Origin of the sequence: Glaciihabitans sp. GrIS 2.15 (genome assembly GCF_035984695.1) — a bacterium.
Lineage (GTDB): Bacteria > Actinomycetota > Actinomycetes > Actinomycetales > Microbacteriaceae > Lacisediminihabitans.
The window spans coordinates 174,911-195,202 of the sequence record NZ_JAXCHU010000007.1 but is presented as its reverse complement, the minus strand read 5'-3'; the positions used below and the strand labels follow the sequence as shown (position 1 = coordinate 195,202).

The 20,292-nt window shown below is 61.8% G+C and carries 7 protein-coding genes; 1 reads left to right on the top strand and 6 read right to left on the bottom strand.

The features are described 5' to 3' along the window. The first annotated feature begins 26 nt into the window (after positions 1-26). Positions 27-539, top strand: coding sequence for a hypothetical protein (locus RCH11_RS11745; RefSeq protein ID WP_327057196.1), 513 nt, complete (start codon positions 27-29; stop codon positions 537-539). A gap of 3 nt (positions 540-542) precedes the next feature. Here the strand turns inward: RCH11_RS11745 and RCH11_RS11740 are convergent, their stop codons facing one another. The 6 genes from RCH11_RS11740 to RCH11_RS11715 all read right to left on the bottom strand — a co-directional run bounded on the left by RCH11_RS11740 (position 543) and on the right by RCH11_RS11715 (position 20,289). After that, the gene (locus tag RCH11_RS11740) at positions 543-3,506 is read right to left on the bottom strand and encodes an AAA family ATPase (RefSeq protein WP_327057195.1); all 2,964 of its coding nucleotides are present in this window, start codon (positions 3,504-3,506) and stop codon (positions 543-545) included. Beyond that, positions 3,503-4,660 (bottom strand): exonuclease SbcCD subunit D, encoded by a 1,158-nt coding sequence (locus RCH11_RS11735; RefSeq protein ID WP_327057194.1) that lies wholly within the window; start codon positions 4,658-4,660, stop codon positions 3,503-3,505. The genes RCH11_RS11740 and RCH11_RS11735 overlap by 4 nt, the downstream gene beginning before the upstream one ends. A gap of 127 nt (positions 4,661-4,787) precedes the next feature. Further along, positions 4,788-6,899 (bottom strand): GmrSD restriction endonuclease domain-containing protein, encoded by a 2,112-nt coding sequence (locus RCH11_RS11730; RefSeq protein WP_327057193.1) that lies wholly within the window; start codon positions 6,897-6,899, stop codon positions 4,788-4,790. Then, positions 6,896-9,112 (bottom strand): 3'-5' exonuclease, encoded by a 2,217-nt coding sequence (locus tag RCH11_RS11725; RefSeq protein WP_327057192.1) that lies wholly within the window; start codon positions 9,110-9,112, stop codon positions 6,896-6,898. Before RCH11_RS11725 ends, RCH11_RS11730 begins: the two co-directional genes overlap by 4 nt. A gap of 12 nt (positions 9,113-9,124) precedes the next feature. Beyond that, positions 9,125-15,586 carry a DEAD/DEAH box helicase gene (locus RCH11_RS11720; protein WP_327057191.1) on the bottom strand — a complete coding sequence of 2,154 codons (6,462 nt, stop codon included), beginning with the start codon at positions 15,584-15,586 and terminating at the stop codon, positions 9,125-9,127. Then, entirely contained in the window at positions 15,583-20,289 is a 4,707-nt protein-coding gene (locus RCH11_RS11715) for a class I SAM-dependent DNA methyltransferase (RefSeq protein WP_327057190.1), read from the bottom strand. The genes RCH11_RS11720 and RCH11_RS11715 overlap by 4 nt, the downstream gene beginning before the upstream one ends. Positions 20,290-20,292: the final 3 nt, after the last annotated feature.

The following is a 20,292-nucleotide window of genomic DNA, read 5'->3' as shown; positions in this document are numbered from 1 at the left end:
GCTCGGACCACTCATTCGCTGCGGACTTGGACCGCCCACCTTTTGCCGGTTTCGGTTCAGGCATCACCGGCAATCCGTCTCCCGATGACCTTTACAAGTTCGACCCGCCGCTCGACCACATCCTGCAGGGTGGGTGGGAATCGCGGGTGCAATTCGGACTTTCCGGCCACGGGATGGACTCCTACGCGTGGAGTTACTTGATGGTGGCGGACGGAATCCCGGTCGTGGGTCAGATTGGGCGAGGTTTTGTCCATGCCGACTTGCGCCGAACGGATGAGACTTGGACCGCTCTGATGGATGGCGCCACCGCCCTGCAATGGGAGGCGACGAAAGGTACGCCGATTCCCGACACCCACCTGTTGTTGGTCGCCGTAAGCGACTTCCGTTGTGTCAGCGGCTGGCAGTGGCTCAAACGCGACAGCCTGGAGTCCGTCAACCACGAACTGCTCCGGTCGAAGATGTCACGAGGCGGCGACGTCTCCGACGTATCCGACCTTTTCACCGACGCGACTCATCGTGGACTGGGCGGACCGCGATAGGCGTCACACCGCGGCGTAACCCTCTTCGATCACGCTGTGCCCCTGGTCGGTAACGGAGACCTGCAGTTTGGCGGGAATCTGCTCCTTCATGGCCTCGACGTGGCTGATCAGGCCGATGGTGCGACCGCCGGCTCGAAGGCTGTCGAGGGTGGTCATCGCGACCTCGAGGGTGTCGCTGTCGAGCGAGCCGAAGCCCTCGTCCACGAAAAGTGTGTCGAGGCGGATGCCGCCAGCCTGATTCGACACGACCTCCGCCAGTCCAAGCGCGAGGGCGAGGGACGCCAGAAACATCTCGCCCCCGGACAAGGACTGCGCGGCCCGGCTGCGTCCGGTGTGTTCGTCTCGGATGGCGAGGCTGAGTCCCGATCGCGCCCCCCGGAATTGGAGCTGGTCGTCGTGTTCGAGCGCAAACCGGCCCCCGGTCATGGTGTGGAGGCGGAGGTTCGCCGCCGTGACGATCTCTTCGAGTTGGGCGGCGAGTACAAACGATTCAAGTCGCATCCGCTTCTCATTGGGTTCGTTGCCCTGAACGACGTTTGCGAGCTGTTGGAGTTGGTCGAATTCGATCCGTTGAGTCGCGGAGGTTCCCAGCTCGGAGAGAGCCGCCGTCACCACCGTGGCGAGGTCGATTGAGCGCGTCTCCAGGGCACCTCGTGTGGAGAGAGCGGCATCCCGCTGGTCGCTACACTCGGCCCGTCGTGTGGCGGCGAGTTCGACGTCGATGAGCTCGTCCGGGATGCCGACAAGCGCGGAGTCCTCGATCGTCGCGGTCGCGGCGGCCACGGAATCATCGTGGACGCGGATTCCCGACTCGAGTGCGCCCGCGGCCGCGTCATCGAGTCGCGCGGCGACGGCGTCCTGGGCACTTTTGAATCCCTGATCCGTGGCTTGCGCATCGAGCGCCGTGGTCGCCGAGTTGAGTGCGCTGCGTCGTGACTCGACCCCCGACACCTTCTCGCTGAGCGCACGCGCCGCCTCCGCGTGAGCCTCGAGCTGTTGGACTCGGGCGGCCACGGAATGGAAACCCTCGCTGTTCTTCGAGACGCGATCGACGATGGTGTCTCTCGCGGTCTTCTTCTCGGTGAGCAGTCGGAGGACTTGCTCACGACCATCGCGGAGCGCGGATAGCTCTGACTTGACGGCCGCGAGTTCGGCGCGCAGCCGGGCGCCGGTTGCGGTGATCGTCACCAACTCGCCCGCGGCGAACTCAGCCGCGTCAACCGCCACCGTGGCGAGCACCAGGACGGCATCAAGCTCGTCGACGGACTTGCCGTCTGCGCGAGCTTCGTCGTCGGTCACCCGCGTCGAGAGGTCCTGAGCCGCGATCCTTCTCTCTTCGAGCTCACCCCAACGGTCCCCGACCGCGGCGCGGGCGGCATTGACGATGTTTTCGGTCACGACCTCCCTCGCCGGAACTGCCGGTGCCGGATGCGCGACGGAACCACACACCAGGCACGGCTCCCCCTCGGTAAGCTGCCTCGCAAGTTCGCCAGCGAAGCCACTGTGACGCTGTTGGAGCAGGGTGTCGTGTCGTTGCACGGCATCCAGATGCGCGGAACTGGCGGCCGCTTCCGCGTCTTTCGCTTCGCCCAGGAGCCGTCGAGCATCTTCGGCGCGCGCGGAGGCCGCCCGGGCGGCGGAGACGCGATCCAACTGGGCTGTCGCCTCCTCGGCTTTCGAGGCAGCAAGGCTGGTGGAGCTGATCAGCTTGTCGACATCGTTAATCTGCGCAGGAAGCGTTGTTTCGAGAAGGAGCGCCGTCTCGAGCTCTTTCTCCGCCGTCGCCAGTGACATCTCGTGTTCGGCGACCTCCAAGGCGATCGCAGGGAGGCGTGTCTCCTCTGCGAGCGTGTCCGAGAGGGAGCCGAGCATTCCGGTCAACGACTTCACGGTCGTTGCAAGCGATGCAGGCGTGTGCTTTCCCGATGCATCGCCGAACTTCGCGAGTTTCTCTAGAGCGGCGGCCTGTTCCACTGTTGCATGTGAGAGAGTTTCAGCTGCGGCGTCGCGGGCGAGAGCAAGAGGCCACACGGTCGCGGCACGATGAGCGGCCTTCAACGCGGCGCGGTCGAGATCGATGCTCGGACCTGCCTCGGCCAGCGTTGCGAGGGTGGCGACGGCGCCATCCCGCCGCACCTGAAGGTTCCGGACCTCGACCTCGGCGCTGTAGGCGGCCTCGGCCTGGGCGAACTCGAGGTCCGCACGAGCCGCGTTCGTGACGGCTGTCTGCAACTGCTCGTCGAGTGACTCTTTGCCGGTGTTCAACCAGGCCTCGTCGGGGCGAGTCGGCGCCTCGTCGAGTTCGAGCAGGTCTGCGACCCGGCGGGCGTGTCTCGTGAGGGACTCCTCCGCGGACTTCATCTCTGCCGCCGCAGCCTTGCGTCGCTCATCCAGTTGGGTCTCGATGTCACGAAACCGGCGGGTGCCGAAGAGCGTGCGGAGCACGGCCTGCCGGTCATCGTTCTTCGCGAGCAGGAATTCCTGGAAACGATTCTGTGCGAGTAGGATCACCTGCAGAAACTGGTCCTTGTTCAGGGACACAATGCGGGCCAGCTCGTGGGCGACCTCGACAGGTTTCGCGGCGATCCCCTCCCAGGAGTCGGCGACACGTACCCACAGGGTCGCCTCATGTGCCTGCTTGGTCATCCCCTCTCCCCGCGCCTTCGGGCGTTCGTATTCGGGCACCCGATTGACGCGATAGTCCGTGCCGTCGATGGAGAATTCGAGTTCGACGAAGGTGGGGTCGGCGAGGTCCGCATGGTCGCTGCGAAGTAGAGCCTGAGTGCCGTCGTAGCGGGGCACACTGCCGTAGAGCGCATAGCAGATCGCGTCGAGGATGCTCGATTTCCCGGCACCGGTCTTGCCCGTGATCAGGAAGATCCCGTCGGCGTCGAACCGTTCGAAGTCGACCGTCTGCACGTCTTTGTAGGGGCCAAATCCCGCGATGGTGAGTCTCTTGATCTTCACGCCGATGCCTCCGCTGCCGCGCGGGCGGCGATGGCATCGTCGATCAGCCCATCTTCGAAGGCGGTCGGCCCGACGCCATTGCGAACGTGTTCGAGGAATCCCGTCACGATCTCCCTATCCGTCTTCTCCTTGATGCGCTCGGCATACGTCGCCGTGTCAGAGTCGACCACGATGGCGGGCCGATGCTCCAGTTTCACGGCGTGCGGGAACCGCTTCTGCAGGCGCCGCATCCCGTCTATCGGGCGCACCTGGTCGGTGAGGATGGCGGAAATCCAGTCCTGCTCATAGCTCGTGTGGCTGTCGTCGGCGAGGAGATCGGCGAGGTCGCCGCTCAGAACGGTGAGTCGGCGCGGGATGGGCAGGTCGACCCACTCGACACCGTCCAGTCTGTCGGCGCCGAGATCGACGATCCAGCCGCCGCGCGGCTTTCCCGCTTCGGAGAATGAATAGTGCAGCGGGGCGCCCGAGTAGCGCACGCGTTCGCTGATCGTGCTGCGTCCGTGAATGTGGCCAAGGGCGACATAATCCGGTCCGTCGAAGACCGAGGCTGGCACCAGATTCAGGCCGCCAGCCGTGATGTCCCGCTCGACATCCGTCGACTCGGACCCGACATCCGCCACGAAGCAATGCGAGATCGCGACCGAACGTCCGCCGCGATCCGCCATGTCGGTGCGAATCCGGTTCATCGCGAATCCGAGCATCTGCTCATGGGTGCGCAACTCGGCCTCCGGATAGTGGTGGCGCACGAGCGCCGGCTCCAGATACGGGATGCCGTAGAAATGCACCGGCCCGAACGCATCGTCGATGGTGATCGGGGGAAGGTAGCTTTCGTGGCCCGTGATCACATGTATGCCGGCGAGACTCGCCCACTCTGACTGGAACCCGAGCCGGGTCGCCGAGTCGTGATTGCCGCTGGTCATGACCACTTTGGCCCCGGCATCGCGGATGTCCCGAAACGCCCGCGAGAGCACGGTGAATGCCTCCGCCGACGGCATCGAGGAGTCGAACACGTCCCCGGCGACGATGACGACATCGACCCCCTGTACACGCACGACCTCGACCAGCGCATCGAGCACCGGGCGAAGGAACTCGAGCATCGAGTGAGTGTGAAAGCTGCGCCCGATGTGCCAGTCGGAGGTGTGGAGGATCTTCATGTTTGCACGCTATCGGGCACGGCCGACTTCGCTGGAAGGTGACGAGGCGTGCCGGATGGCAGGCCTTGCCTCGTCCTTGAGCGCCTTCTGGAGTCCCTCGGGCTGGACCGGAGCTTGCACCTAATCGTCAAGATGCAATATCTTGCGATAAATCACTGCGAACAGGTCGGCGTCCCTCGCTGCCCCCGTCGACAACCCAGAACTCAAGTCCTGGAACATTTGTCACCCCGACGGAATACGCAGCATCGTTGAGAGACCCGTACATCTGGTCACCGATTTGAATAACCCTGTCCTCGAGAATGACTCCTTCCACAAGAGAGTTCGGATCAGACGGAACGAGTATGTCGCCGACTTCCAGAAAGCCTCCGTCGAGCAATTCGCCCACGTCCCCAGAGTCAAGCTCGTCGGCGAAGGCAGCCGCAGCAGTGTTCTCCTGATCCGTCGTCACAAGGGATTCCTGGCTCAGGGCACGAAAAGCATCTCTCGTAACGGACGACATGAGCAGTCGACGCTGATGCAGAAACTCGTCGTAAGTCAGCATTTCCCAGCTATTCGGAAGCGCATGCCAATACATCTGACGCTCAAGATCAGCGTCCGACATTGAACGCTTCAACCGGAGCGCGGGCCAGTATTCAATCGGCGGCCTATCTGAAATCCAGATATTCGTGTCCCAATCAGTGGGAGCAAAGTTCGCCACTTGGTTGATGCGCTTGACATCCGTCGCTCCAAGCACTGCTTCTTGATACTTCCTTGGAAAAAGATGATGTCCTTCAACGCCCTTAACAGAGGTAGATGCCGGGTCCATCCACTCCCGCACTTTCCCCGCCAACATGAACAGGTCCGCATCGAGCACGTTTAGGGCTGCTAAGTAACACTGGTAGGAGGGTGAAAGAGCCGCTGAGGACGAGATGAGCGCATCAGGCATACGGTAAGCCCAGAAATCCTCTGTGAGCTCCGACGCAATGACAGATTCAAGCAGATTTTCGAACTTCTTACTGGCACCCGCGGGAAGTTGCTCAATCCGGTCGAGGTCCTTCTGAAGCTGAGTCTCACCACTTCCTGTGTATCGCGATGTGAGCTGCGACATATAGAACCAACGCCCTATAAGAACGCGAAGGTCCGCGAGATCCACGCCATATCGGGTGCGACCAAGGAGCCAAATTGCGTAACTTGAAAACAGGTTTGTATCTGAAGTCACCATTCGACGTGACCGAAACCCGACCGCTGGGAGACACCGAATGAATTCATCCCAATGCAAAGGCTTCAGCACGAGGGGCAACGCACTCTTCAGTCGGCCAAGCTCTCCCTGCTGTCGTTCGAGATCGACTGCACCCGTCGCGCGATCGCGGGCGAGCAAGGCGTTATAGGCATCTCCTAGCTTCGCGCGATTTTGTCCAATCGCTACAAGTACGCGGATGATTTGGCCGGTGTCGACTTTGACGAAGTGGTTTCGTGGGGTCCACGCGACATTGCGTTCGGCCAACTCGGAAGCTCGCTCGGCGGTTATTCGTGAAGCTCGAGCAAAATCTTCAATCTCATCTCGACCCTCAGGCCAGAAGACACTGAGCCAGGTGAGTATGAAGTCGTAAGCCTTCAGGCTGACGCCTTCGGAATTGATACGGACGAAAATGTCGGCGACCGTTTCTTTAGTGGCAGTTGCCAAGATCTCGACAACCTTGAACAGGTAGTTCCGAAGGTCGTAAAGATGACTCAGAGTTGTCTCGAGGGTGTCTTTCTGCTCGTCGTCGAGCGGCCCATTGGCTTCTTCGAATTTCGCTATGAACTGTCGCCGAGACGGAATTGGAGAAGCGAAGAACTCCGAGAGGTTTTGGATCCAACTTGCGGATCTCATTATTGCCGCCGAGGGGACTTCGAACTTGTGAGTGAACGGGTTAAATGCGATGACGATTGAGCGCTCGCGATAGTCCGCGTCGCGAACCGGTTTGCCCTTGATTACGGCGTATAGGCTCGTCAGCCGCTGCTGTCCGTCGATGATCTGGTGTGCTGCATTGCGAGCGGCATCTCGACTGATCGCCCGCGTTTCTTCCTCTGCCGCCACGTTCCAGAACATCAACTCCCCCACCGGGTAGCCGCGGTACATGGAGTCGAACAGATCACGAACCTTGGTATTAGGCCATACAAAAGGCCGTTGAAGATCCGGCAAGCCAATCACGCCGCTGTCCACTTGATCGACGAGATTCTGGACTGTCCAGTCTCCGAATTTGAAGATCTCGCTCACTTTCCGGCCGCCTTGCTCAGCAAACCCGATGGCTTCCCCTGCCACGAGATAACCAACTCGTCACGCGCTCGGCTTGCAGCAACGTAAAGCAGCGAACGCTCGCGAAGGTTCACATCAGGGATTTCTTCTTCGGCCACATCCTTCAGCACCCAGGCGGGGGGAATCGCACCTTCCGAAATGTCGAAGAGGACCACACGAGAGAACTCGAGCCCCTTCGACTTGTGCATGGTGAGCACGAGGGGATTCTTGCCGACCGTCTCGCCCGTGTGTGTCTCGGTGATAGTGACACTGCGGTCGGCGAGCTGGTTCTTGACGTCAGCCGCCTGGTTGTTGGTGCGAGTGAGGATGGCGATGGTCTCCGGACGGATATCTGGATCGGCAAGCCACTCCTTGACGAGTTCGGCTACGTTGTTGAATTGCTCGGCCTTTGTCGACGCAGAGAGGGCTCTGGGTGCCGGCCCCGTCCGCGCTGAGCGGTAACCGTGATCGACTTCCTTAGCATCTTCGCTGTCGAGGTAGATGCCGCCTTCGAGTACGCCCAGCGCATAGTTCAGGTTCTGCTGGGTGGTGCGGTAGTTGAGGGTGAGCCGACGCGAGCGCCCGCTGATCTTGATGCCATAGCGAGACAGCACGACATGCTGCCCGTAAATGCGCTGGTGCGTGTCTTCGGCGATAAAGAGGTCGTTCTTGCCTTCTCCCACCAGAGCCCGAAGCAACTGCCAGTGCAGCGGAGAGAGATCCTGCGCCTCGTCGACAAGCACGTGATCGGCGACTCGGGCAGAGGGGTTCGTGTTGAGGTATGACGCGGCAATGGCGGAGACTTCGGCATAGCTCAGGCGCCCCAGAAGACGGGCGGTCTGTCGATAAAGCTCGATGACCTTCCAGACGGCCGCACGCTTACGACGGTCAAGTGCAATCCCGCGTCCGGGTCTCCGCACCTTAAAGTATTCATCTTGGCTGCTGATTCGGTGCGGAAGGATAACTTGCAGGTATTCCCCCTCAAAGAAGGTGGGGCTACGCAGCGATTCCGGAAGCTCTTCCGTCACGTCATCGATCGCGTCTTGCCAATACTTGCTGCTGCTGTCCAGGTTGCCGCGAGGTTCGATCTCCGATCCGAAGACCGCACCTGCTGCCTTCCAAAAATCTGCGCCGGCCCTGTCTCGCACAGCGACTGCCAGTTGATCGATTCCGCGCACGAGCACACCGACTCCACCGAGCGCGGATGCTGGAACGACCGTTGGATCAAGGCGCTCCAGGTCTCGCTCCAACGCAGACGACAGGGCCTTGGTGAAGGTAGTCAAGATGATCCGAGCAGAGGGGTTCTGGCTCGCCAACCGATCGGTGCGATGGAGGAGCACCACAGTTTTGCCGGTTCCGGCACCGCCAGTAAGCCGGAACGACCCGTTGTAGTCCTTCTCTGCGTACATTCGCTGTTCCGGGTGAAGAAACACTCGCCATGCGCCGAAGTCCCCGCCTTCGATCACACGACGCAGTTCCTCGTCGTTCTCGATAAAGGCGAATTGCATGCGGGATGCCGGGTGCAGCAGCGACTTGACGAGCTTCTCGTCATCGGTCACGCCCTCGTCGATAACCTCGGTCTGATCGAAGCCGAGGTCGGTGCGAATCTTGGAGATAGCGTCGCCGACGGCCAACGCGAGCACTGCGTTCTTTTGCCATTGATTCTCGAACGAATCGGCGAGCTCCAACAATTCATCGTCGCTCTCCGCGGAGAAGATCTTCGCGGCACTCGCCTGGTCGAAACCCAATTCGTGAGTGAGGTCGGTGATGTGGTAATTCTGGGATGCAAGATAGGACACGGGTGCCGCGCTCGACGCCTGCGGCGAATCAGGTGTCTCGTCCTGGAAACCAACCAATGGCTTACTGGCGTCAATGAATTCCGTCACACCGTTGATTGGGTTGCGATTTAATATTTGCGTTCTTGCTCGGTGAATGGCTACGTCATGTGCCCATGTGCCGGCGTAGACATACGTGCGCTCTTCCCCAGGGATGTCTAGGCGAAAAAGCACAGCCCGCAATGACAAATCAACCCGGCCGGTGCGAGCACGAGGGTCCGCGGCGTTAGCCATCTTCTCAATATGCAGGCCAGGGGCAGTATCGTCCTCGGCAAGTTTCGACATGAACGCCATGATCTTTGCGTTCACGTTCTTGTCGTGGTCTTGACCCTTGAGCTTGGAAAAAGAAATGTTTGTCATTAGGGATGTCGGCTACCTTCCTATTTTGAGCGCGTCAAGCACGGCGTCGAGGGATGCTTCGACCACGGTCCAGCCCGCTGCCTTGAGTGCATCTACATCGCTCGCGCCAAGATTCCTGGCAACGGCGATTCGCTGTTGCTCCCATGCGATGTCTACGGGAATCCCATCGCCAAGTTCGAGTCCGGTTTCGGGAACGAGCATTTCGGGAACCCCGGCAAGCAACAGGAGCAGAGCCCTGTCCTCGTCACTGGCGAACTCGAGCGCGTCGCTCCATTCGCTGCCGACAGCTGCTTCCATCTGCAACAAGACCATGTCGGCCTCACCAAACTGACTAGCTTCGGATGCGGTGAGGATCTCGGTGAATACACCGGCTGATCGAGCACCCAACAGGTTAGAAAGCTTGAGCCAAAGACGCCACGAATCGGCAAAATCCGCAGCGGAGACTGCCGCGTCACGGTCGTCGAGCATGAGCACGACCTCGGGATCCCCCGCTGAGCCCACTCGTCGCGATTGCATCACCAGGTGACTACCCTTCAGGCGCCACGACTGCGGGTCGACCGTCCCATCAGGCGCGCTTCCTTCCAACTCAGCCAGGGCTCGATTGACGAGTGCCGGCGCATCGGCAACCGCCACAACAAATGCGCTCTCCGGCTGGACTGTGATGAGAGGCAGCGCGCTGGCGATCCGCCGCCACTGATCCTCAGCTGCGGCGGGGTTCTGCAACCAACCCATGATCTGGGTGATTGGGTTGGCAGTCACATGGTCGAGCGCGGCTGGCGAAAGCCCGAGACCGCTGACGAATGCCGAAGCAAAGTCACGGCTGAACCAGTCGCTAGCGGGCTCGGTTTCGCCCGATCCGGCCCGCCTAATGTCGTCCCAAGTGATTCCGAGCACAAAGTAACCCTGGTTCCGTAACGCTCTCCGTTTGGTGGCATCGTCTGCAAGTCGGTTGTTGACCGATGTCGCGTGGTACTTGTAGCCATCGGTATAGATGACCAGCTTGGTCCCGCCGCCGCCGAGCGGCTCAAGCACGAAGTCCGGACGGGTCTTTCCCATGAATGGTTGAGGCACGAGCTGCCACACCACTTTGGATCCGGGCAAAGTGAGCTGGATTCTATTGCCCCACTCGCCGGGGATCTCCTTGATCGTGGCTCCGAGCGCGGCCGCACGCTCCATGAAGACCTTACGGAACCACTGTTCGAGGATTGACTCTGGGTCCTGAGTTCCCGGGTCGACCGGGGTCACAATCCAGGGGTCGCCTTCACCGGTCTCGTCGATCCCGAGGATTGTTCGCAGGTGTCGTTCAGCGCTGGCGCGCGAAACTTTCGAAAGGTCGCCGCCGGGTGCGAATGGAAGCAGACAGCGGTGGCACGCGCTTCGTCCCTCGTTGCGGCACGGGCAATGCGCAACGATGCGCCAGGCTCGTTCGAGAATGTCGCGGATGTTGTCCTTGTCGGCAAGATCGGCCAAATAGCCGGTGCCTCCCGGGACTGCATCGTGAATAAGCAGGGCGACGTTGTTCACGTCCTCCCCCATGACCGGCTCAACGATGGTGACGAGGCGAAGGTGGTCCGGGTCGCCACCGATCACCTCTCTCAGACCGAGTTGCACTGCCGCGGAGATACTCGGCAGTCCGAGCCCGTCGCCGACCGTGACCGAAGCGGGTAGCCGCAGCACCACTCCCTGGGTTTTAAGAGTGCGGCTAAGGGCAAGCTGGCGCGTGTGCTCATCCTTTGATGTGCGGTGTCGACACCACGCGCGGTGTTCTCGGGCCGTGTTCACTTCGCCCTTCTGGTCCAGTTTGCCGCAGGCTTCGCAAACGCGGAACAGGGGTGGTGACAGCTCGGCCCCCGCTAGCATCCGCGGCGAGCCCGCCGCGCTGACCTTGCCCAGATTGATCCAGCGGATGGTGAGTTCACGCAAATACTTGACGCCGAAGTCAGTGCCTTCGATGAACCACTGTCTGGCCACGTGGGCGGGGTCTATGTCCGCGGCAACCTGCACAAAGAAGCGCTCGCGTTGTCTCTCGTCTCGCCGATCACTAATGCTCGATTCGTCGCGGCGTACCTCGGCGGAGACCTGTTCGAGTTCGACGACGTCGAATTTCTGATTGGCGTCGGCGATTCCCTTGCTCCCGCATCGCGGGCAAAAGGTAAGACCCTTGGCTGCATCGCCCTCCATCGGCACCATTGAGTCGCGGGCGAACCCGCATTCCGGGCAGAACACCCACGTCTGCACGCGGGACCCTTCGCTGCCGAGGTCGACGGCGTCGATTTGGATCTCTATGCCTTGCGCATAGAAGGTCGCGCCCGGTGCGAGCTCGTTGATCGCGATTCCGGCACCGCGTTCGTAGCTGATCGCGTCGTGCTGGAACTCCTGGCTTTCGGGGTCTATCCAGCTCAGCGCCACATCGAGGCGCACGCTGTCGTCGAGCAGTGTGTAGTTGGGAAGCACGCCGAACCGTTCGAGTGCGCCGACCCAATGCTCGTTACGAAGATCGTCGAGTTGGCGCAGGACCATGCCGATTGAAGCCTTTGCCGCTCGCAACGCGATCCGGTCGTCGTCATTCGCAGCGGGGTGACCGGCGGCGGCTTCCAGGTGCGGCAGGGATTCGTTGATCACCTTTCGTCGAATGCGTAGCGTCTCGATCTCGGCGTTCCATCGGGCCGAGGACCCGATAAGGGTGCGGGCGATGCCGCTGGAGCGCTCTCCGTCGTCGGGCATCGCCCAGCTGCGAAGCGTGCCGACGGCCCATTCCGTGAGGTGATCGAAGGTGGCCAGGAAGGCATCGAGACGCGTTGCCGCGTTGGCCTCGGCATCCTCGATGACGGTGGCCAGAAAGGATTTCGCGTCGGTCGTCGTGAGCACGTCACGGGCTTGGGCCACTCCGGTGAACTTTGACGTGGCGGCGAGGTGGTCGACTATCGACGCCGTGTACTGACGTCGCAGAATTTCCTCGGCATTGAGGTATGTGGCGGGCGGACGCACCTCCCCATTGATCACCGAGAGCGGATCTCCGAGCTTGGGAAGCTGATCCCCGCGGCCCACGACGAATGCCATGGTGAGGGCGTTGCCGGTAAGCCGTCCGGCCCGCCCGACACGCTGGAGGTAGGACGCGACAGATCGGGGTAGCCCAGCAAGGAACACAGTAGAGAGGTCGCCGATGTCGATACCCATCTCGAGCGTGGGGGTAGCGACAAGCACGTTGGGGGCATCCGGCTGAGCGACTGCAGCCTTGAAACCGTTCTCGTAAGCCAGACGCACATCGTCCTTCAGAAGGCTCGTGTGCTCGCGGGCGACAACGCGGCGAATCTCGCCGTCGTTGTATTGGGTGCGATAGTAGTTGGCAACGCCGGCCTTAGTCCGAAGGATTCCGCGGCAGCGGCCCACCAGGCACGGTCCACCGTCCAGCTGGCCGATGACGGTGGCTGTTCCCGGCACCGGCGTTTGGCAGGTGTCGCACTCGAGCAGGTGGTGCCCAGCGGTGAAGTCCGCGAGGGAAATGGGGGCGACAAGAATACGGTTAGGACTCAGCTGATAGGCGGTCGCGCCGCTGCTACCAATTGGGGCGCCCAAGATGATGCCGCCTTTTTCGAGTTCGGCAAAGAGCAATCTGGTGAGTTTGGCTCCATCGGAGGGAATGACGCCCAACACTTTGCGCGCCCAGATCGCGTACCAGCCTTGCGACGATGTGGCCTGGTCGAGGTGGGACTCGCGGGCACCCTTCACTGCGGCAATAGAGCCCACGCGCGGGAACGCGGGCACTTCGCGTCCCGGGGGGAATGCTGGCATTCCTTCGCCACGGGGGCGCCCGCCCCACAGCCACCAGAGTTCGCCGTTGTTGTCGACGTACTTGCGCAGCCACTCGTGCTCGATTGAGCCGCGTTCGCGCATCCGCTCGAGCACACCTCGCACCCAACGCACGAGGGTTGTGGGGGCGATCTCGCTGCCTCTCTCGTCATCGAGGAATCCCCCGGTCTCGAAGTCCCGCACGGCGGCGCGACCGGCTGCTTCCAGTCGGGCCGCCGGTCCGGCGTCGACCTCGACAGCGACGGATCCGGTGAGCTCAAGAGTGCGGCCCACCCTGGACTGCAAACCAAACTCCATGGCGAGGTCGAATTTCAGGCGTTTGCGAACGAGCCGCATGGTGGGCGCGGGTACGCGCCGTGCGGTGTCTTCCTGCCAGAACGGTGCGAAGGCTTCGCGGTCGACAACATCGGGGGCGAGCAGGCGATAGCGCAGAAACTTGTCGTCCCCGGCACGCCGCAGCATCGCCTCCGCGACGTCGTCGAGTGTGGAGACCCCATCATTAATCGCGTCTCGAATGGCGTTACGGAGGCTGAAGACGTGGGAGCGACTCTGCACGAAGCCGGCGCGGTGGGCGGCATCCTGCACGCTGTCCGTGAAGACGAGAGCCTTCTTCTCACCAGCGTCGAGGTACCGGTCTCCGAAGATGGTGTTGATACTCACCGAGAGCAGCGTGGAGATCGCGCTTCCAAGAAAGCGGATGCCGTCGGCCTTCTGGCAGTTGGGGCACACGTCCTTGTTGGAGTCTTCGTCGGCATCGTCGCCCATGAGGGTGAGCACGGGCAGCACGTCGGTGACCGCCTGTGATCCGTCCTCCTTGGGGGGCTCGATGCTGAGTTGACGCTGCTGCACATCGAACCAGAACAGGCCCTCGGTAGTGGAGTCCGCTGCGGGTAGCTGCTGCTGCTGGTCCGCCTCTCGAGGTGCGTAAATGAGGGCCCGGAACCGTGCCGAGTGGGTGGCGTGGTTGCGACGGATATCGATGTCGCTGTGGTCGAGGTCGAACCCGACGGGCCCGAGTTGCACTCCCCATCCGCTGCGGCCGCAGTGCCGGCAGTAGATTGCAGGGAACTTGGCGCGCCCGTCCAAGCTGAAGGGGTCGTCGTTGTCGTGCTCTTCGATGCCGCCGTCATCTGACCAGTCGTAGCCGACGCTGGGCCCGGCGACGCGATCGAGGCGGGTGAGTGCCCGCACCCAGAGGTGCAGGTCAACGGATGCAGCGGTGCGACCCACGAAAGAGCGCACGTGGCTCAGCGCGGCGATCAGAGTGACGAGAAAAGTCGCGCGGGACGCGTCGCGTTGCTCAACCGTCTCCGTGGCGCTCAGGCCGGCGGGGAAGAGCGTGGCGACAAGGGTGTCAATCGAGACCGCATCACTGGCGGCCTCACAGAGCGCGCGAGTGAATGGGTGTGCCTGGGTGGCATCGAGCAGCAGTTCCGGGTCGGTGCTGGTAAATCCGTGTGTGGAAGCGGCCGACTGCCCCCGCCAGTAGAGCGTGGAGAGCACTGTAGCGGTGATGGTCTCGGCGTCGCGATGCTGCTCGCCAAGGGCGTCGACCGCATCCGTCAGCTCGACAAGGAGCGCCCCGTCGACCGGCCGCGGCTCAAGTCCGCGAGCAGCAAGCCGCGCTTGTGCGCCGTCGGACCATTCAGCGAGGCTCAACCGGGTCTCGGTGATGATGCTGTCGTCGTCGAACTCATCGCCGAAGACGGTGTTGGCGAAGTCCACCATGAGCTTGGGATCGCCCTTATCGCCCAGCGTGGCCGACGTGGCCACAGGGGTAATGAGACCGAGCGGCCGGGCACGCGCGGTATCATCTATCGCTGGCGAAGTAGCCGTCGAAGCATGCGTCTCTACACCTACCGCGGGCCAATGCCGTTTGAGCGCCAGCCCTAGGCGACGGAGCAACATGGCAACGTCAGTCCCCTGCGCGCCGTCGTAGGTGTGGAACTCGTCGAGCACCAGATAGCGCAGGCTGGTAGCGCTCTGCTGCCATAGGGTCTGGTCGGCGGGGCGCAGCAGAAGTTGGTCGAGCATCTTGTAGTTGGTGAGCAGGATGTCTGGGGCATCGGCCTGAATCGCAGAACGATCGGTGATGAGCCCCTCAGACGTGACGCTGCTGCGGGTCGGTCCGGTCTGCCCGGTGTAGAGGGCGGCACGCACTCCTCCGAGAGCAGGGCTGGTAGTGATGAGCTCGGTGAGGCGACGGGCCTGGTCATTGGCGAGGGCGTTCATTGGGTACAGGATGAGGGCCTTGATGCCGCCGACACCTTCGCGCTTTGCGCGCAGAACGTGGTCGAGAATTGGGTAGAGAAAGGCCTCGGTCTTGCCCGAGCCAGTCCCTGTGGTCACGAGAGTCGGCAATGGCCGGGGCTTCTCGGGGCTAAGGTTGGCGCTGCTCAGCCGTGCGAATGCGGCCGCCTGATGGCCGTAAGGCGGAAAGCCCTCGTGCCATTCGAGCGTCGACCGCCATCCCTCGTCAGCCGGTCGGAATGGCAAGCGCAAGCGAACGAAGGGACCCTTGAAGATGCCCTTCTCTGGATGCCGAAGGAAGCGGTCGAGCGCGAGGCGCGCATCTTCGTCAGCGAGGGCGAAGGTGGTGGACAGGTAATCGACGAGGCCGTCCCGCACGTCTTCAGCCTGGAGCGTAGGGAGCAGTTCACTCACGAGCGATCCTTCAGAATTGTCTCGAAGTGCGCGTATGCCTGCCTCATGTCGGCCTCTCGGTCCAGAGTCACGAAGGGCCGCTCGTACGTGTACGTGTTCCCAGCGGCGTTCGTTGCGGTGCGCTCATCCTCAGTAGCCCGTTGCCCTTTCGCCCGCCACACAGTGAGCACCGAGCTCGGGACCAAGCGGCCGTTAGCATCGTAAAAGTAGACATTGCGGTCGTAACCGTAGAGCACCGCAAACTGAGCCCGATATATCGTGCACAGTTCGTTTGCTGTGACTCCGAGCATCAGGGCAAAGATCGCGTCCATCTCCACAAGCGCCTGCCGCCTGTCGGATGCGCGGCGAAGTGGCGTCGAGGGCTCCCACTCCGCGGAGACAACGCCGAGGCCAGACCGTCCGGTGTAATCTAGGCCGCCCTGCCATGCATCGCTCAAGAACTCCTCATCAAACGCTTCATGCCAGAGGCTCGAATACGCCTCCGTGAGCACGTTCAGCCGCAGTGTTCTAAGCGCAATCTGGGGAAATAGAGGATGGTCGGCGCGCGCCAATGACAGCTGCCTGACAACTCCTCGGTTCACCGTCGAAGGCGTGGTTGCCCGCACAACGAAGTCGTTTACGATCGACGAAAGTGACGCGGCGGCCTGGATTAGTCCGATCGCGGAAGGGGCCCCAGCACTCGTCACTGCGTTAACGTGTGCAGCGCCGGGGGGGATAACCGCGGCGATGAGTGTGCGCTCGTTCTTGTTCGCGGCCATGTTCCGCCATGCAATGCGGTAGCTGTCGCGAGCAGGTACCCGATCTAGCCCCCAATGGCTGTAAGTCGCGTCGTAAGTTGTGGAATCGATTGCCGGCTTGTATGAGGTAATCGGGAGTGCATCGGGCGTCAATGTCTCAAGGTCAACCGCCGACCAGTCTTGATTGTGCAACATTGTCGGATTCGGAGACTTGTAGAACGGTATGGCAACAAATAAGTGAGGACCTTGGAGAATTGCCTCCCTCCAGGCTGGGACCTCACCCCAATTAACTTCGAAGACACCCTTCTTGCGGTCAATACTCTCGTCCCACCCACGCGAGAACTCCAACCCCAGCTCGCTGATCCGAGGACTGTGGGAGAGTTTTTCGAGCACAGCAGCTGTCGCGCGATTGACGGCGTAAACCATTCGTGTTTGCCTCACCGGGACAGAATCGTCCTCAAGGATGGCGTGCCAGATCTTGAGTGTCTCATCGGTCACATTAGTCACGCGGTTGCGGTGCGGACGTAGGTCCCAGTTGCCATCGCGGTCCTTCAAACCTGGCTCTTCGCCGGAGCCATCATGGCCCAGGGAACGCACTACCACGTCGGGATGGTAGATGTAAGTCGCCATTTGAAAGGAAGGTTCAGGCGCTGCGCGACCATAGACGTGGATCCCGAAAGATGCCTTGTCATCAATCTCGAACAGAATTCGCTCGTTGAGGAAGTGCCAATGCCTGCGCAGTCGCAGGTAGGTCGCGCCCCGGAGCAAGGCCGCCTTTTCGTCGGTGAAGTGGGTTTCCGGGTGAATCAGGCCAATGGTTCCAGCGCTGCTGCCGTGTCGCCAAACCTGCTCCATGAAGCCTAGGTAGAGATTCGGTTGCACGCCGCCCAGATGAGGGTAGATTGCCGCAGAGCCAACGAACGCAGCGGTGACGGCAACATCACTCGTACCCTCGAGGACGAGATTCGCGATGCCATCAAGGCTGAGAGTGTCTTTTCGTTTTGTCCCGATCTGCGCTTGAGTGGGCTTGAGTGTGAGCTGCCACCATGGATCGCCTTCGGCCAACAATGCGGCGACGTCGGATCGCGGACGGACCCACGGGGGGTTACCCACTTGCAAGTCGAATCCACCGCGGGCGAAGACCGTGACGAAGTCGAGCTCCCAGTGAAAGAAGCCCTGCTGGGCGGCGATTCGCTCTGACACAGAGAGCCAAGGGTGATCAACAAGTGCGTCGCTTACCGGACTTGCCCCGGCGAGCGACAGCTCGATCTCCTCTGCCGTGCCGAGTTCAGTCCACTCGGTCGAGAGGCTGAGCGTTGCCTGCCCCTGCGCGATTGCGTTCTTTTTGGCCTCGAAGTGGGTGCCGAGGACAGCTGCGAGTCCGTTGATCCATTCATCCAAGGTTGGAGGTTGTACGTCTTGCGTGAGCGTGTCGGTCAGCGGCCAGAACCACAGGGCGTTCCAGGCGTCCATCACGCGCCGGAGGCGTTGATACGCGCCGTTGGTGTCGGCGAGTTTGGCTTCGATGTCTTCGCGGGATACCAAGCGTGTCGTCTCGGCAGGCTCGACCGACGATCCCCAGAGCGGGATCTTTCGGCGAACCTCGCGTTCGGCTATCTCGAGGCGGCGGAGAGCGAACTGCCAGAGCGTCTCGACGCGCATCGCAAGAGCGGCAAGTTGGTCGAGCTGCTTCTTAGTCGGCTTGATCGTGATCTGACGACGCCATGCCTTGAGCGCGGCGAGAGCCTCTGGGGCGAGCTCCTTTGCCTCCTTCGCCTCGGTGGCGCTCCCCCAGCCTTCCGAAGGCAAGAGGAAGTGGTGGATGGATCCCGACAGCCCCGAGGCGACGCGTCCCTCACGGATATCTTCGGCTAAATCGACTACCGGCACATCACGCGGAACGGCCTTGAGCCACGTCTTCGAGTTCACTTGGTCGCGGCTGTAGACCGCCCGGCGGGAGCCGATGAGGGAGTTTCCGCGCTTCAGGTGCAGGCCGAACCAGGGCGCCTGCAGGTCTTCCGACATGGTGTCCAGCCAGAGCGAAATCTCGGCAAGCTCAACCGCTGTGGCATTGAGGTCAACGCCGTAAACCTGGTGCAGGGCGATCGAGGCCTTGACCTTCTGCAATTCGCGCGGATAGGCATCCGGATCAATGTCCTTGCCCAGCTCCTTCTGCCGACGCTTGAGGTACTCTGCGGCCACTTGTCTCACCGCTTCGAGGGCGAACGCACCCGAGCCCAGCGCTGGCTCGCACACGGTCAGCTCGAGAATCTCGGCTGCCGTTGTTGTCGAGCCGTTCTGGTCTAACAACTCTTCCAGCGCCTGTGACACCGTGAAGCGGGTGAGAACTTCGGGTGTGTAATAGGAGGCGGATTGCTGACGCTCCCGGCTCGCGAGACGGAATACGAAGCTACCGCGGTCGTGAACCACCGCCTGCACCTCGCCAGTGATCGGGTTCGTCGATTTTACGAAGTCTTTCGCGTCGATGCCCTCGGAGCGCTCGACCGGCACCACCCAGGAACCCTTCTCGGCGTTCCCATCTTTGGCCACCTCATAGAGCTCGGTCTCGGCGAAAAACCCCGTGTAGGACATGAGACCCTCGTACACGGCGCCCAGTTGGTTGATCCCGAGATCGGCGTAGCTGATGAAGCCGCGGTCGCGGCCCTTCTGCTCCTTGCTGAGCAGCAGGTGTGCGAGCACCTTCTGCAGCTCGGCGTCACTCAGCTTGACCTCATCAATGAGGGCTGTGGCCTTGGGCAGGAAGAGATCGGCGCGGAGGCTGTTAAAGGTGAGGCCGTCGCGAAGGTCGGACGCGGAGGTTTCGACCGGCTCGATCAGCGAGGTCTCGACAGGCTCGACCGCTCGAACTCCGTGGCCCTGGTCTACCAAACGGAAGAGCACTGCGAGGGACTCATAGAAGTGCGTGCCGTGCTCCGCCTGCTCGGTCGCGAGAGTGACCAGGGTCAGCTCGCGGAGGCGGTCGAGGCTGTAACCCTCCTCGTACTCACTCGCACCGACAGGTAGCACCTTTAGTTCGGGCGACGCCTCAGCGAACAGTAGGAACAGGATGCGGTACAGGAATCGCAGGGACTCCTTCGCGAGCGTCTGTGCCTCCGCCTGCGGCAGTGGCTCGAGCCCGCCGCGGAGGCGGCGAGCAACTACATCGTTCGCGATGATCTCGATGGAGAGTCGTACGCCCTCACGAAGATCCTGGGAAACTCCGACAGTGTGTTTGATCGACTCCTCGAGCGCCTTCGTCCACCAGATGTCGCCGTCGGCATCCGGGGCAAGGGACTCCGAGGCCACGCAGGTGAGAGCGCGATCGATCTCCCCACCACGCTTTGTGTCGTTGCGGGCAACCACCAGTTGCAGGTCCACTGCAAGATAGCGACCCTCGGCCCATCGGTCTCGCTCCGCCACCAGCAGCCACTTGCCGGCGAGCACCAGGGCGAAGATCGGTCCGCCTCCCTCGACGAATACGGCGGACAGCAAGCGTGCCACTGAGTCGATCGCGTGCTTTTCGTTGGTGTCGGTCTCGAAGGGAACCAGCAAGGTATGGGCATCCTTGACGAGCAGATCCTCAATGGTGTCCGCGGGTCGCCCCTCGATGATCACGAGCGGCGATACCTCTGAAAGGCCCGGCTGAGTCACCCGCAAAAGCGGACCCTCTCGCTCCATCCGGTACCCGCCGCCCTGGTAGCCCAGAGTTTCGAGCACGGCATCATAGAGATCCTCGCGAATGCCCAGGTCATTGCTACCCGGCTCCAGAATCGCCAGGCGCGACTCGAGCTGGGCGCGTATCGCATTGAACCGTGCCCGCGTCGACCGTGTGCCGTCTGTGTCTTGCTCGTCCCACTCTTTGCGGCGCGCAAGCACCTGCGCCTGAAACGACTGCGATTTCGCATCCGTCGTAAAGAAGTGTTCGCTCAGCCAACCCTCGCCGATGATGATCGCCTCGTCAGCCATGCC